This window comes from Wenyingzhuangia sp. 2_MG-2023 (assembly GCF_030548295.1).
Lineage (GTDB): Bacteria > Bacteroidota > Bacteroidia > Flavobacteriales > Flavobacteriaceae > Wenyingzhuangia.
On sequence record NZ_JAUOSB010000001.1, the window covers coordinates 554,637 to 568,902 of the forward strand.

Annotated in this window: 15 protein-coding genes; 4 read left to right on the forward strand and 11 right to left on the reverse strand. The window is 32.0% G+C overall.

Translation table 11 applies throughout. The annotated features are described in order from the left end of the window. Nucleotides 1-27: 27 nt before the first annotated feature. Entirely contained in the window at nt 28-369 is a 342-nt protein-coding gene (locus tag Q4548_RS02165) for a hypothetical protein (protein WP_303450941.1), read from the reverse strand. Nucleotides 370-448: 79 nt separating this feature from the next. Between Q4548_RS02165 and Q4548_RS02170 the strand changes: the two genes are divergently transcribed. Both Q4548_RS02170 and Q4548_RS02175 read left to right on the forward strand, forming a co-directional pair. Continuing rightward, complete coding sequence (locus Q4548_RS02170; protein ID WP_303450944.1) at nt 449-976, forward strand: CvpA family protein; 528 nt, start codon at nt 449-451, stop codon at nt 974-976. Further along, a complete protein-coding gene (locus Q4548_RS02175; protein WP_303450947.1) occupies nt 957-1,769 on the forward strand; it encodes an NAD(P)H-binding protein in 813 nt (270 codons plus the stop codon). The genes Q4548_RS02170 and Q4548_RS02175 overlap by 20 nt, the downstream gene beginning before the upstream one ends. Here Q4548_RS02175 and Q4548_RS02180 read toward each other — a convergent pair. Continuing rightward, the gene (locus Q4548_RS02180; protein ID WP_303450949.1) at nt 1,766-2,668 is read right to left on the reverse strand and encodes a TIGR01777 family oxidoreductase; all 903 of its coding nucleotides are present in this window, start codon (nt 2,666-2,668) and stop codon (nt 1,766-1,768) included. The genes Q4548_RS02175 and Q4548_RS02180 overlap by 4 nt on opposite strands. 116 nt (nt 2,669-2,784) lie before the next feature. On the opposite strand from Q4548_RS02180, the gene Q4548_RS02185 reads away from it, so the two are divergent. Next, nucleotides 2,785-3,615: a mechanosensitive ion channel family protein gene (locus Q4548_RS02185; RefSeq protein WP_303450952.1), complete on the forward strand. Its 831-nt coding sequence runs from the start codon at nt 2,785-2,787 to the stop codon at nt 3,613-3,615. Between the two features lie 55 nt (nt 3,616-3,670). Here Q4548_RS02185 and Q4548_RS02190 read toward each other — a convergent pair whose 3' ends face one another. From Q4548_RS02190 to Q4548_RS02230, 9 genes are all read right to left on the reverse strand, one after another. Then, nucleotides 3,671-4,225, reverse strand: coding sequence for an NUMOD4 domain-containing protein (locus Q4548_RS02190; RefSeq protein WP_303450955.1), 555 nt, complete (start codon nt 4,223-4,225; stop codon nt 3,671-3,673). A 147-nt stretch (nt 4,226-4,372) separates the two neighbouring features. Then, nucleotides 4,373-5,125, reverse strand: a complete 753-nt coding sequence (locus Q4548_RS02195) for a tetratricopeptide repeat protein (RefSeq protein ID WP_303450958.1) — start codon at nt 5,123-5,125, stop codon at nt 4,373-4,375. Nucleotides 5,126-5,136: 11 nt separating this feature from the next. Further along, a complete protein-coding gene (locus Q4548_RS02200) occupies nt 5,137-6,933 on the reverse strand; it encodes a BatD family protein (RefSeq protein ID WP_303450961.1) in 1,797 nt (598 codons plus the stop codon). Continuing rightward, the gene (locus Q4548_RS02205; protein WP_303450965.1) at nt 6,917-7,750 is read right to left on the reverse strand and encodes a tetratricopeptide repeat protein; all 834 of its coding nucleotides are present in this window, start codon (nt 7,748-7,750) and stop codon (nt 6,917-6,919) included. The genes Q4548_RS02200 and Q4548_RS02205 overlap by 17 nt, the downstream gene beginning before the upstream one ends. A 1-nt stretch (nt 7,751) precedes the next feature. Further along, nucleotides 7,752-8,792 (reverse strand): VWA domain-containing protein, encoded by a 1,041-nt coding sequence (locus Q4548_RS02210; protein ID WP_303450968.1) that lies wholly within the window; start codon nt 8,790-8,792, stop codon nt 7,752-7,754. A 2-nt stretch (nt 8,793-8,794) separates the two neighbouring features. Continuing rightward, on the reverse strand, nt 8,795-9,796 hold the full coding sequence (locus tag Q4548_RS02215) for a VWA domain-containing protein (RefSeq protein ID WP_303450971.1): 1,002 nt from the start codon (nt 9,794-9,796) through the stop codon (nt 8,795-8,797). Beyond that, nucleotides 9,783-10,718: an LPXTG cell wall anchor domain-containing protein gene (locus tag Q4548_RS02220; protein ID WP_303450974.1), complete on the reverse strand. Its 936-nt coding sequence runs from the start codon at nt 10,716-10,718 to the stop codon at nt 9,783-9,785. Before Q4548_RS02220 ends, Q4548_RS02215 begins: the two co-directional genes overlap by 14 nt. Nucleotide 10,719: 1 nt before the next feature. Further along, nucleotides 10,720-11,586 (reverse strand): DUF58 domain-containing protein, encoded by an 867-nt coding sequence (locus Q4548_RS02225; protein ID WP_303450977.1) that lies wholly within the window; start codon nt 11,584-11,586, stop codon nt 10,720-10,722. A gap of 71 nt (nt 11,587-11,657) precedes the next feature. Continuing rightward, nucleotides 11,658-12,647 (reverse strand): MoxR family ATPase, encoded by a 990-nt coding sequence (locus Q4548_RS02230; RefSeq protein WP_303450980.1) that lies wholly within the window; start codon nt 12,645-12,647, stop codon nt 11,658-11,660. A 193-nt stretch (nt 12,648-12,840) separates the two neighbouring features. Here Q4548_RS02230 and Q4548_RS02235 point away from each other — a divergent pair, with 193 nt between their 5' ends. Then, complete coding sequence (locus tag Q4548_RS02235) at nt 12,841-14,259, forward strand: sulfatase-like hydrolase/transferase (protein WP_303450984.1); 1,419 nt, start codon at nt 12,841-12,843, stop codon at nt 14,257-14,259. The last annotated feature ends 7 nt before the right edge of the window (nt 14,260-14,266 follow it).

Here is a 14,266-nt window from a genome sequence, read left to right on the forward strand (position 1 = left end):
ATTTTAAACAAATAACATTCCAAAAAATTACTCATCAAAATAACGAACAATGGCTTCTTTCATCAACAAAGTTTGTTCTCCTGGTTTTAAACTTGGCAACGCTTCTAAAGCTTTATAATGTGGCCATCCTTCTTCATCAAAATACTCAAACTCATAATATCCATAAGGTTCTAACAACCTACAAATAGCTATGTGCATTAAATTTAACTTTTCGTCTTTTTTAAAAACTTTATATCCTTGCCCCAATTCTTGTACTCCTATTAAATATAAAATAGCGTCTACATCTAGTGTATCTCCATCTGCAAACTTGTTAGACAAGTCTTTTACCACCTCGTGCCAACGCAATTTTAATTGCTCGTCATTAACCATCTTTACTTTTTTGAACAAATATAAGAAGACCTAAAGCCTAAAATCGATAAAACTGTATCTTTGAATCAAATTAATTTAGATGGAAGTTATAGACATCATTCTTGGAATTGTATTATTATATGGTCTTGTCAAAGGAGTTGCCAGAGGTTTCTTAGGAGAAGTTGCTGCGTTGGCTGCTCTCTTACTAGGAATTTACTGTGCCATTCACTTTTCTTTTTATGCAAAAGATCTCTTAGTAGAATACATTGATTGGGATCCAAAGTACATTTCATTGATCGCTTTTGCAATTACCTTCATCTTAGTCGTAGTTGCCATTTCGCTTATGGGAAAATTATTGACCAAATTGGCTAAATTAATTTCCTTAGGTTGGCTAAATCAAGTATTGGGAGGTCTATTTGGTCTGATAAAAGTAGGATTGATTTTAAGTATATTATTAGGTTGGGTAGAGCGAATTAATGGTATTATTCCTTTTGTTGAAAAAGAACAAATGAGCAATTCTATACTATATACCCCTGTTAAAAATTTGGCTCCTACTATTTTTCCAACTTTATTAGACGAACTAGGCAAACACACAAACAGTGTCAAAAATGAAAAGCAAAGTATTTAGTGTTTTAGGTTGTGGTTGGCTGGGATTGCCTTTGGCAGAAGCCTTAATTGAAGATGATTTTACCGTAAAAGGAAGCACCACTTCTGTAGAAAAATGTGAACTTTTATTAAGCAAAGACATTCAGCCTTATGTATTGATTATTGATGAAGATATTGAAGGAAATCTAGAGCATTTTTTGCAAGCAGATATCTTATTCATCAATGTTCCTTTTAGGAAACAAAAACCATTTTTAAAAAACTATAAAAAACTAGTCAACGCAATAGAAATTTCTTCAGTAGAACATGTTGTTTTTATCAGCTCTACCTCCGTTTATCCCGATGTAAATGGAGAAGTAACCGAAGACATGCATTTTGATGTAAATCCTGCTAAAAAGGAATTGATTGCTTTTGAAAACTTGTTTTTAGACAACCCCAACTTTAACACTACCATTATCCGTTTTGCTGGTTTGATTGGTGGTACAAGAAACCCCGGAAACTTTTTTAAAGATGACCGAATTGTAGAAAATGCTTTGGCTCCTGTAAACTTAATTCATTTAGAAGATTGCATTGGTATTGTAAAAGCCACTGTAAAACAACAAAAATGGAATGTTACCTACAATGCAGCTGCAAGCACACATCCGTCTAAAGCTAGTTATTACAAAAAAGCAACAGAGCAATTAGGAAAAAAACCTGCAACCTTTGTTGAAGAATTAAAGACTTTTAAAGTTGTTTCCAATCAGAAATTAATCAAAGAATTGAATTATAAATTTGTTTATCCTGATTTGATAGAAGGTCTAAAAGAATTTAAAAACTAAAGAGAAGCTTCTATTATTTGAGTCAAATTGGAGTATTGAAATTCAAAACCTGTATTTTTTATTTTTTCATTACTAATGGCACTTCCTTCTAATAAAATAGAAGCCATTTTACCAAAAATAAGATGTAAAACAAATGCAGGAACCTTAGGTATCCATAACGGTTTCTTTGCTTTTTTTGCAATTTCTTGGGTAACATTGTTATTGGTAGGGTTTACAGAAACAGCATTGTAAACTCCTTGTAAATCTGTATCTAAGATTGCTTTGATGTACATTTGACACAAGTCTTGAATGTGAATAATTGGCATGATTTGCTTACCAGAACCAATTGCAGATCCTACTCCCAACTGAATAGGTGTTGCCATTTTTTGCAAAGCAGATTTTTCTTTAGCAAAAACAACTCCCGTTCTCAAACTCACTGTTCTTATCCCTAATTTGTCAAATTGCAAAACAGATTGTTCCCAAACTTGACAAACTTTTGCTAAAAAATCATCACCCAAAGCATCTTTTTCATTAAATACCTGATTTGTAGTTTTTGTTCCATAATAGTTAACTCCCGATGCAGAAACAATACTTTTTACTTGATGTTCATTTTCAGAAAGTGTTTCATACAATAGGTTTGCACTTTTTACACGACTATCAATTATTATTTGCTTTTGTGCATCTGTCCATCGTTTATCAGCTATACCAGCACCAGCCAAATGAACAATACAATCCGCACTACAAATAGTTTCTTCATCCAAAACTTTGTTGTCTATATCCCACTTTGCAAATAAAAGTCCTTTTGTGTTTGATACTTTTGCAGATCTAGACAAAACAATAACCTCCATATTTTTGGCTAGCAGTAATTCTTGTAAATAAGATCCTATCAAACCTGTTCCTCCTGTAATCAGTACTCTCATTTCTAATAATTTAATGAACATTAAAGCTATAAAAACAAGTTGAATTACTAAAATTATGTTAAATGTTGGTCCTATTTAAATTCATTATATTTGAAACCTAACTTAAATTAAAAAAAATGGATATTACAAACATGTGGCAAACAGTAACAACTACTGGTTCTGAATATATTACAGAATGGGGAATGAAACTAATAGCAGCTATTGCTGTATGGGTTATAGGAGGATTTATTGTAGGAGCGCTTGTAAAAGCTTTTAGTAAAATGCTTGATAAAAGTAAAACAGATGCCTCTTTAAAACCTTTCTTAAAAAGTATTATTGGGGTTTTATTAAAAGTTCTTTTGGTCATTACCGTAATGTCTACTTTAGGAATTGAAATGACATCATTTATTGCAATTTTAGGAGCTGCTGGTTTGGCTGTAGGTATGGCTTTGTCTGGAACTTTACAAAACTTTGCTGGTGGTGTAATGATTTTAATTTTTAAACCATTTAAGGTTGGAGATTTTATTGATGCGCAAGGACATGCTGGTTCTGTTAAAGAAATTCAGATTTTTAACACTATTTTAAAAACTCCAGACAACAAAACAATCATTATTCCTAACGGAGGCTTATCTAACTCTTCTATGGTAAATTATTCTACTGAACCTACACGTAGAGTTGATTTTACTTTTGGAATTGGTTATGGAGATAGTATTGAACAAGGAAAAGAAGTTTTATTAAACATCTTAAAATCTGACCCTAGAGTATTAAGTACTCCTGCTGAACCTTTTGTAGAAGTAACTGCTTTGGCAGATAGCTCTGTTAATTTTGCAGTTAGAGTATGGGTAAATGCAAGTGACTACTGGGGTGTTTATTTTGATACAAACGCTAAAGTTTACAACGAGTTTAATAAAGTTGGTTTAAACATTCCTTATCCTCAAATGGATGTGCATGTTCACAAAGCCAATTAATACATAACCATCTTTATAAAAAAAGGCTATTTGAAAAATTTCAAATAGCCTTTTTTTAATCATCTATGGTAACAGAACCCCAATTTTCACCTGTTTTAATTCGGTGAATTTGCATGTCTGAAACACCAAATTGTTTGGCAATCATTTTCAAACGAGTTTTGTTATTTGGATCTGCTAATTTCCTTTTGATAATTTTTACCCTACCTTCTGTTAACTTTGCGTAAGTACGTTTGGGTTTAGACTTTAAATACTCTTCATTTGCATATTGATGCAATTCTTTTTCTCTTTTAGTTGCCCATTTTAAATTATCTACATGATTATTTTTCTTGTCATAATCTAAGTGAATAACATACTCATCTCCTTCTTTTTTTTCTAGAAAATGCTGAGCAACCAACTTGTGAACATACCTACTTGTTCTCTTTCCGTTTGCTTCTTGGGTTAATGGAATGGATGTATACCCATTGATATGATGGTATCTTAAAATCTCATTTTTTCCGTCCTTACAATTTAATATTCGTCCGTAATTAGAAATTTTATACTTCTCAAATTTGGCTATCACACTGTCAAATTCCACGTCCTTCCACTCTTCATTTCTATAACCATTAATCATAATTTAAGACTTTAAAACATTAATAATATGCTCAAGAAAAAATCTCAAACAACATTTAAAAATCTTAATCATAGCAGTGATTTGGGCATAAGACCCAAAAGATTATATATTTTTTGAATAAAAAAAAGTAATACTATTGTACCAAATTTACAATTTTTTTATAAACTTTTTTAAAATCCATCCAACTTGTCCATCGGCTATCTTAATTTTTTGCCAATCTCCAACAACATCTAACACGCGTAATTTGGTTCCTTCATGCAATATAAATAATTCAGAAGCACTGTCTCTAGGTGCGTTTTTTATAGATACTTCTTCTGAAAAAACTATAGCAAAAAGTGTGTTTTTTGTTCTGTTGTATTGCTGAACGGTAATGACAAAACTTGTCAAACAACTTAGAGTAACAATGATAGACATTGTAAAATATACTTTTTTAATTCCTGGCTGTGTACTAAAGAAGAAAATCATCCAAAATAAACCAGCCAGCAATGAAGTTACAACGGTAATTTTAGACCAATTATTGTATGAAAATATACCTAAAATATTTTTATTTAGCTTCTCATATAAAGATTTTGGAACTTCTTTAATACTATCAATAATACCACGATTGGCATACTCTAAATTTACATTCGCATCCTTATTAGATGGGTCTAGCTTCAAAGCTTTTTCATAATGGTAAATAGCCTCTGCCAATTGATTGGTTTTGTAATAAGAATTACCCAAATTAAAATATACTTCAGATGACTCTAAACCTTGATCTAAGATGTTTTGGTAAGATTCAATTGCCAAATCATAAGCTTCTGTCTGATATTGACTATTGGCTTCTTCAAATAACTTTTGTGAATCCTGAGCACTCACAAAACTAAAGGTGAACCATAAAATTCCAAATATAAAATTTTTCATTTTTTCCTGTTTTATAAGTTTTTATCAATCAATGTGATGGCTTGTTTTGCTTTTTCAAAATCCTCTTTCATCTTTTCTTCAGAAGAAGGAGCATACCTAGCAAACTCACAAGCACTAAACACCTCAATAAATTGTGTTGTAATCTCTTTAGAAACCCCTCTAGACTCTAGCATATCTACAATCTTATCTTTGCTAATATCTGTAGTTTCTACGCTTAATTTAGCCTTTAAGTAGTTGTGTAATGCTTTTTCTAAAGAACTATAAAACGTTTCTTTATTTCCTAATTCTTTTCTAGCACTTGTTAAATATTTTTTGGTCAATTTGTCTGCGTTTTTCAATTTATTACGCGTTTTATCTTTGCTCAATTCTCTTTGTTTTTGAGAAGCGAAAATTCCTAAAGGCAATACAAAGAAGGGCAACAACAACAAAATATAAAACAGTTTAGAGGCATAAAAATCTTCTTTTTCTATTGGTTCTAAATTTGTAGTCGTTTGAATGTATCTAAAATCATTTCCTGTAGCTTTTACCGTTTGTTTGATGGTTCCACTAGTAAAATCTTCAGAAGCTGTAGCAACCAATTCTTTTCCTTCTGTTACATCCAATACAATTTCATCAGAAGTAATGGTGTGGTATTTTTCATCCTTAGGATTGAAATAAGAAAATGTAGTTGAAGGTATGATAAACTTCCCTTTGTACTGAGGAACCACCGTATATGCATTTTCTAAACTACCTGACATTCCTGAAGAAGTAACTGCAACTTTTTCTTTTCTTTCCGGATCGTAAACTTCCAATTCTTTTGGCGTTTTGATGGCCGGAATTTCAAACAATTTGATGTTTCCTTTTCCTTCAACCTTTACTTTTATTTGAGCCGATTCGTTGGCTTTAAATACCGCTCTACTTGTGTTAACATCATAGCTATAAGTACCAACTGCTCCGGTAAAATCTAACGGTTTTCCTTCTAATGGCAATGGTTTTACCTGAATGGTTCTTTGTTCAGAGGCTAATTTTTGATTTACATTTCTGCTAATCATATTTCCAAAAAAATCTCCTCTTCCCGTAGGAACAGCTACTACAATATCTGCAGACATGGAATTTACGTTCAGCTTTCCTTCTCTTTGTGGAATTAACAATACTTTGTGTAAAACAGCATATTGCCATTGTTCTCCCTTAAAATCACCATCTCTAAACTGTGGTCTTTTGTTTTCTATATTCTGGCTCCAAAATCCTTCGTAATTAGGTGGTGTGTCCACATCAAAACCATTGATTCCCATTTGATTAACATACAAACGGTATTCCGCATAAATAGGCTCTCCTACATAAGGGGTTTCGTTAGAAATTGTTACAACCATTTTTACATTTTGACTGGCAATGTAATTTGGGTCGTTAGGATTTACAGGAATGTCTACCGGATCTACCACATTTATAGTTATGGCGTTAGATTCTATTCGATCTCCTTTGTACTCAATACTTGCTGGGGGTAACGTAAACGTTCCTTTCCTCTTAGGTTCTAAAATATACGTATAGGTTTTGCTAAAATTACTTTTAAGTTTACCATTCGTAATTGAATATGAATTACTAACCGATTGACTCGGTCCTTGGACTACTTTAAAATTTTTGAAATTTGGCAATTTAAAATCATCCGCCTCTTGATTGTTGATTTGATATTCTAATCTTAAACGTTGATTTTCTCCTAATGTTTTTTTACTTACGGATGCTTTTAATTCTACTTGAGCCACAATATTGGCACTCACTAAAAACAATAGTAAAAAAATAGATTTGAATAAAAATGTGTTACCAGTCTTTTTCATTTTTGTTCACTTTTGCTTTTACTTTTTGAGCATTCACTTTTTTCTGAGTTTTTTGCTCTTCATTACTCATAGACTCTAACAATTGCTCCATTTGCTCTGGAGAAAGTTTGGATTTTTGAGGTTGAGGTTGTTCCTTTTTCTCATCATCTCCCTTGTTGTCTTTTTTATCTTCAGGATTCTCTTTTTGATCATTTTTATCTTGATCTTTTTTGTCATCTCCCTCTCCTTTATCGTCCTTGTTATCCTTATTATCTTTGTTGTCCTTATCTTTATTTTTATCGTCTTTGTTATCTCCTTTATTATCCTTATTGTCCTTGTTTTTATCGTCTTTATTATCTTTCTGATCGTCCTTTTTTTGTTGATCGTCTTGCTTCTGTTTTTCTTGTTTGGCAGCTATAAATTTTTCACGTAAAATATCATCCGTAGGATTTTTTAACAAGGCTTGTTTGTAAGCTTCTAACGCTTTTTCTAGCTCTTTTTGCTTTTTAAAAGCATCTCCTATTAGTTCACTTGTTTTGGCCTTATTCTCTTTCTCTTTAGCTAACTTGTTTGCTAATTGGTACTGTTCTATTGCCTCTTTGTATTTTTTTTGCTGAAAATACGCATTTCCTAAATTGTAGGCTCCTTTGTAATACGTTCCGTCTTCGGCCAAACTTTTTTGATAGGCTATAGAAGCTTCTGAAAAATTCCCTTTTTCATAATCATCATTTCCTGCTCTCAATTGTTTTTTTGCTTCGTACAATTTTTCTTTTGGCAATTCCTGTCCAAAACTCAAACACGTGGTGATGATAAAAATGAAGGCTATTGTTTGTCTCATCTTACTTTTCATTTTCGTTAAACAAATTGACACTCTTTACCCATTTTGTTTTCTTTTCAAATACAAACAAGTCTAAAATCAACCACAAAATACCCAAACCAATAAACCATTGAAATTGACTTTTATAATCTGAAAATTGTTTGGTTTCAAATTCTGTCTTTTTAGCTTTGGATAAAACCTCAATAATTTTATTTACCGATGTAGCCGTTTTGTTACCATCCACATAAAACCCTTTTGTGTTTTCTGCTACTTCTTTTAGAACTTGTGCATGTCTTTGGGTAATAACAACTTCTCCGTTTTTATCCTTTTTCAATCCTTTGTTGTAACCATTAATCATGTCTGGAATTACACCTCCTTTTTCTGTACCAATTCCAATTGTAATTACTTTAATTCCTTCTTCTGCCAATTCTTTAGCTTTGTCAATAGTATTTTCTTCATGATCTTCACCATCGGATAAAATCACCAAATATTTATTGGTTTGCTCTTCGTTATTGTAATAATTTTTGGCAGAATTTAATGCTTCGTTAATTGCTGTTCCTTGACTAGAAACCATGTCTGGAGATGCATTTTTTAAAAACAATTTTGCTGCAGCATGATCTGTGGTAATAGGCAATAGGGGATAGGAGTTCCCTGCATAAATAATAATTCCTATTCTATCACTACCTAATTGATCTATTGTTTTTAAAATAATTTGTTTTGCTTTTTCCAATCGGTTAGGAGCAATGTCTTCGGACAACATACTTTTAGAAACATCCAAAGCAAACACAATATCTACTCCTTCTCTTTTTACGGTTTCTAACTTGGTTCCTATTTTAGGATTGACCAATGCAATAACCAAAAAAGCAATTGCCAACGCTAAAAACACATATTTAATGGTTGCTTTGTACACCGAATAATCTGGAGCTAATTTTTGAAGCAATTCGTGTTTTGCAAATACTTTTTGTGTTCTTTTTTGCCACCAAAATTTATACAACAAAACCACCAATAAAAAAGGTAGCAATGCCAAAGCATAAAAATATATAGGTTCTTCTAATCTTTGCATATTTATATAAAACTTTTAAATAGGGTGTTTTTTAACAAATATTCAAGTACCAATAAAGCCAAAGCCATCAATACCAAACCTCTGTACATTTCTTGATAATTGTAATATTTAAACTCTTCTATTTCTGTTTTCTCCAATTTATCAATTTCGTCATAAATGGTTTCTAACTTCGTGTTTGACGTAGCTCTAAAATATTTTCCTCCTGTTTCAGTAGCTATATAATTCAACAATTTTTCGTCAATTTCTACTTGCATTGGTTGGTACAACAATCTACCATTGTAATCTTTTGCATAAGGCATTTCTGCCATACCGTTAGTTCCAATTCCAATGGTATATACTTTAATTCCAATTCCTTTAGCCAATTCCGTTGCCAATTTAGGATCTACAGAACCCGCAGTGTTTACTCCATCCGTTAGCAAAATAATTACTTTGCTTTTTGCTTTGCTATCTTTCAATCTGTTAACGGCCGCACCCAATCCCATTCCAATAGCAGTTCCATCTTCTATACCACCATATTCAATAGTTTCAATGGTTCTTTTTACGATAGATTTATCACTAGTTATAGGAGTTTTTGTATAACTTTCACCTGCATACAAAACAATTCCAATTCTATCATTTGGACGTTTGTCAACAAATTTTTGTGCTACTTCTTTTAGTGCTTCTAATCTATTTGGCTTTAAATCTCTGGCCAACATAGATCCTGAAACATCCGTAGCCATTACAATATCAATTCCTTTGTTTTTTTTGTTCTTAGTAGTAACGGCAACATTTCTAGGTCTTGCCAATGCTACAATTAACAATGCGATTGCTGCCAATTTTAACAACCATAAAAATCTATAAATTACTGCATACACAGAAGGTTTTTGAATAGATTTTGTAGAAGCAATAGACAACTTAGCTTGATTTCTATTTCTGCTCATGTACAGCCAAACTGCTAACAAAGGAATGACTAACAATGTCCATAAAAAAACAGGATGTGTAAATTCAAAATTACTGTACTTCATCTTTCTCTTCTGTCTTTTTTGATTCTACTATTTCATGAATGGTGTTGATAACAAGTTCCGCATCAGACTGATGTCCTTTGATGTCACTATCCAAAGGTTTTTGTTTGGCAAATTTCACAAAATCCGCTTGCGATAAGAACGATTTTAATCTAAGTAAAACTTCTTTGTCCAAACCTAAACTACGTTGTTTATTTTCCGATGTTAACAACAACATCAATTCATCCGTTGTAATTTCCATCGCTTGTACCATCAACTCATCACCAATATATTTTCTTACAATATCTGTTAGTTCAGAATAGTATTCTTTTATTTTATTGTTTTGCCAAAGTTCTTTGTTTTCTAATTCTTCCAATTCTTTTTTAGCTGCTATGTAAGGTGGAATTTTAGGAACAACCACACGTTTTTCTTCCTTCTTTTTACGGAACAAAAAGTACAAGGCTAATAAAAATGCCACAATTCCCAAGGCTATATACACATATGTTTGACTTCTGTACCACAGTTCTGCCAATGTATACGATTCTTTTTCAAAATCTTTTACCGTGTAATAAGGAGCTAATTTGGTGGTATCTACTTGAACTGTAGCAACATTTACTAACAAAGAATCTGTAAAATACGCTTTTGCATCTATAAAAACTTGTTGTTTTTTAATGTAAAAAGCTCCACTATCAAAACCTGTAATTAAATACTTTTTCACCAAGTTGTTGGTCAATGTATCTACTGGTAAATCTTCTGCAACTTCTAATCCTTGTAAATTTAACTTTGGAAAAATTACCTTTTCTTGATTAGGAGTTGAAATTGAAAACGTTAATTGTTCTCCTATTTTAATATTTGTGGTGTCTGTTTTAACGGTGATTGAAGGCTCTTTTTGTGCCATCATTTGCAATCCTAACGCTAAAAACAAACAAGTAATGATCTGTTTCATTTTACCCTCTTTGTTTAAAATATGTCAACAATTTTTTAGCATAATTCTCTTCCGTTCTACAACTTAATATTCCAGCTCCACTTTTTTTGAAAGCTGTTTCAAAGTTGTTTTTCCAGTGTGCAAATTGCTGTTCGTATTGATTTCTAACTTTTTTAGACGATGTATTTACCATAACTGTTTGACCAGATTCAGCATCTACCATAGGCACCAACCCAATTTTAGGAAGGGTAGCATCGTATTGATCGTAGATTCTAACACCCGTTACATCGTGTTTGTTTCCCACAATTTTTAATGTATGCTCATAACCTTCATCCATAAAATCAGACAATATAAAAACGATGGCTTTCTTTCTCATTACATTAGAAAGATATTTTAACGCTTCATTAATATTGGTTTTTTGACTCTTAGGTTCAAATTCTATCAATTCTCTAATAATACGCAATACGTGACTTTTTCCTTTTTTAGGAGGAATGTACAATTCTACCTCATCAGAAAACAACAACAAACCTACTTTGTCATTATTTTGAATGGCAGAAAAAGATAAGGTTGCAGCAATTTCTGCAATGGTTGCTCGTTTGAACTGCTCCTTAGTTCCAAAATTTCCAGAACCACTAATATCAACCATCAACATCATGGTCAATTCTCGTTCTTCTTCAAAAACTTTTACATAAGGTTCATTGTAACGTGCAGTTACATTCCAATCTATACTACGAACATCATCGCCAAAACCATATTGCTTTACCTCACTAAAAGTCATACCACGTCCTTTAAAAGAACTGTGATATTCTCCTGAAAAAATATGATCGGACAAACGACGTGTCTTGATCTCTATTTTTCTAACTTTTTTTAAGATTTCTTTGGTTTCCATTTTCTTTTGGCTTTTGGCCATTAGCTTTTGGCCATTAGCTAAAGACTAACAGCTAAAGACTAAAAGCCATACTATGGTACTTCTACTACATTCACTATTTGGTTTACAATATCTTCTGCTGTTACATTTTCTGCTTCAGCTTCGTATGTAATTCCTACTCTGTGACGTAAAATATCTAAAACTACAGCTCTTACATCTTCTGGAATTACATAACCTCTACGTTTGATAAATGCATGACATTTAGCGGCTTTTGCTAATGAAATACTACCACGTGGAGAAGCTCCAAAAGAAATTAATGGTTTTAAGTTTGCCAATCCATATTTTTCAGGATAACGAGTTGCAAAAATCAAATCTAAAATATATTTCTCAATTTTCTCGTCCATGTAAACCTCTTGAACCACTTTACGAGCATTGACAATTTGTTCTAAAGATACTACCGGATTTACTTTTTCATACGTTCCTGATAAGTTGGCTCTCATAATCAATTGTTCCTCTTCTAACTTAGGATAATCAATAACAACTTTTAGCATAAAACGATCCACTTGCGCTTCTGGTAATGTATAAGTTCCTTCTTGATCTACAGGGTTTTGAGTTGCCATTACTAAAAATGGTTCGTCCAATTTAAACGTTTCATCACCAATGGTAATTTGACGTTCTTGCATGGCTTCTAACAAAGCAGATTGTACTTTTGCAGGAGCACGGTTGATTTCATCTGCCAACACAAAATTTGCGAAAATAGGACCTTTCTTTATAGAAAAATTATTTTCTTTCATGTTGTATATCATGGTTCCTACCACGTCAGCAGGCAACAAATCTGGTGTAAATTGAATACGGCTAAAAGCACCGTCTACAGCTTTTGCTAAAGTATTAATAGCTAAAGTTTTTGCCAATCCTGGAACCCCTTCTAATAAAATATGTCCATTCCCTAGCAAACCAATCAACAAACGGTCAATCATGTGTTTTTGACCTACAATTACTTTGTTCATTTCCATGGATAACAAATCCACAAATGCACTTTCTCTTTCAATTTTTTCGCTGATAGCTCTAACGTCTACTTCCATTGTTTTATAAGGTTTTATTCTTAATATAGTACTGTCCAATCAATTTGCGTACCAAAATACAATATTGATTGCAATTAAGTAAATATGACAGATTAATAATTACTATTCAAAATATTCTTAACTCACATTATTCAAATAGATTTAATTTTGTTTATTTTGATTTAAAATTCCATTTAAAAAAGAAAATTCCACAATGTATAAAACTTTAAAATCTATTCTTAAAAAAAGTGCTCTACTTACTATTTTACTAATAATATCTTGTAAATCTAGTAATAAAAAAGACTCTTTATTAAAACAACCAAACATTATTGTTATTCTTATTGATGATGCGGGTTATGTAGATTTTGGTTTTATGGGATCTAACGATTTAGAAACTCCTAACATAGATAAATTAGCAAAACAAGGAGTTGTTTTTACAGATGCACATGTATCAGCTACCGTTTGTGCACCTTCAAGAGCAGGATTAATTACTGGAAAATATCAACAGCGTTTTGGTTTTGAAGCAAACAATACAGGCGATGAAAAAACTGGAGATATTGGCCTTTCTGACGATGTAGTTACCATGGCTGATGTTTTTAAAGAAAATGGATACAAAACAATTGCCATTGGTAAATGGCATTTAGGTTATCATGAATCTGACCATCCAAACAATAGAGGTTTTGATGAGTTTTATGGTTTTGAAACTGGAAGCAGATCTTATTTTCCTATTAAAAACCCATCAAAAAAAGTCATGTTACAACACAACGGAAAAAAAGTAACTTTTGATGGATATATGACAGATGTTTTAGGTGATAAGTCTGTAAAGTTTATTGAAGAAAATAAGGATAAACCCTTTTTTATGTATTTAGCCTACAATGCCGTACATACTCCAATGCATGCCAAAGAAGAACATTTAGAGAAATACAAAAATCATCCTAGACAAAAATTAGCCGCTATGACTTGGTCTTTAGATGAAAATATTGGAAAATTACAACAAAAGTTGAAAGAACTTAACATTGAAGAAAATACTTTGATTTATTTTTTAAGTGATAATGGGGGAGCAGCTAATAATACCTCAAGCGGTGGTCCTTTAAAAGGATGGAAAGGTAATAAATTTGAAGGAGGGCATAGAGTTCCTTTTATTGTAAGCTGGCCATCACAAATTAAAGGAAATCAAACATTTTCTGGACTGTCTTCATCTTTAGATATTTTTACCACATCTTTAGCTGCAGCTACTATTAAAAAAGACAAAAATCTTCTATTAGATGGTGTTGATTTATTGCCTTATTTGAAAGGTAAAAAACAAGGAAATCCGCACAACAAACTCTTCTGGAGAAAATTAGAAGAAGCTGGTGCCAGAGTAGGAGATTATAAAATGATCCGTTTACAAAATTATGGAGCAACCTTATATAACTTAAAAAATGATATTGGAGAAACTGTAAATCTTAAAACAATAGATACGCTACAATATCAGCTATTACAAAAGGAACTGACAAACTGGGAATCTAAAATAATGCCTCCTTTATGGGCAGAAGAACGCAATTGGATGGATGTTACTTATCATATTCACCAAAGATTAATGGAAAATAAAAAAGTGCTTTACAAAAGTCCTTCTGAAATGAAAAATAATTAAAGATCGC

What these genes read in the sequence shown, in the direction of transcription:
- Q4548_RS02180 (WP_303450949.1), bottom strand. Translation starts at nt 2,668, where the DNA reads ATGAGAGTACTGATTACAGGAGGAACAGGTTTGATAGGATCTTATTTA.
- Q4548_RS02165 (WP_303450941.1), bottom strand. Translation starts at nt 369, where the DNA reads ATGGTTAATGACGAGCAATTAAAATTGCGTTGGCACGAGGTGGTAAAA.
- Q4548_RS02205 (WP_303450965.1), bottom strand. Translation starts at nt 7,750, where the DNA reads ATGAGACAAACAATAGCCTTCATTTTTATCATCACCACGTGTTTGAGT.
- Q4548_RS02230 (WP_303450980.1), bottom strand. Translation starts at nt 12,647, where the DNA reads ATGGAAGTAGACGTTAGAGCTATCAGCGAAAAAATTGAAAGAGAAAGT.
- Q4548_RS02185 (WP_303450952.1), top strand. Translation starts at nt 2,785, where the DNA reads ATGGATATTACAAACATGTGGCAAACAGTAACAACTACTGGTTCTGAA.
- Q4548_RS02220 (WP_303450974.1), bottom strand. Translation starts at nt 10,718, where the DNA reads ATGAAACAGATCATTACTTGTTTGTTTTTAGCGTTAGGATTGCAAATG.
- Q4548_RS02195 (WP_303450958.1), bottom strand. Translation starts at nt 5,125, where the DNA reads ATGAAAAATTTTATATTTGGAATTTTATGGTTCACCTTTAGTTTTGTG.
- Q4548_RS02225 (WP_303450977.1), bottom strand. Translation starts at nt 11,586, where the DNA reads ATGGAAACCAAAGAAATCTTAAAAAAAGTTAGAAAAATAGAGATCAAG.
- Q4548_RS02175 (WP_303450947.1), top strand. Translation starts at nt 957, where the DNA reads ATGAAAAGCAAAGTATTTAGTGTTTTAGGTTGTGGTTGGCTGGGATTG.
- Q4548_RS02170 (WP_303450944.1), top strand. Translation starts at nt 449, where the DNA reads ATGGAAGTTATAGACATCATTCTTGGAATTGTATTATTATATGGTCTT.
- Q4548_RS02235 (WP_303450984.1), top strand. Translation starts at nt 12,841, where the DNA reads ATGTATAAAACTTTAAAATCTATTCTTAAAAAAAGTGCTCTACTTACT.
- Q4548_RS02190 (WP_303450955.1), bottom strand. Translation starts at nt 4,225, where the DNA reads ATGATTAATGGTTATAGAAATGAAGAGTGGAAGGACGTGGAATTTGAC.
- Q4548_RS02215 (WP_303450971.1), bottom strand. Translation starts at nt 9,796, where the DNA reads ATGAAGTACAGTAATTTTGAATTTACACATCCTGTTTTTTTATGGACA.
- Q4548_RS02210 (WP_303450968.1), bottom strand. Translation starts at nt 8,792, where the DNA reads ATGCAAAGATTAGAAGAACCTATATATTTTTATGCTTTGGCATTGCTA.
- Q4548_RS02200 (WP_303450961.1), bottom strand. Translation starts at nt 6,933, where the DNA reads ATGAAAAAGACTGGTAACACATTTTTATTCAAATCTATTTTTTTACTA.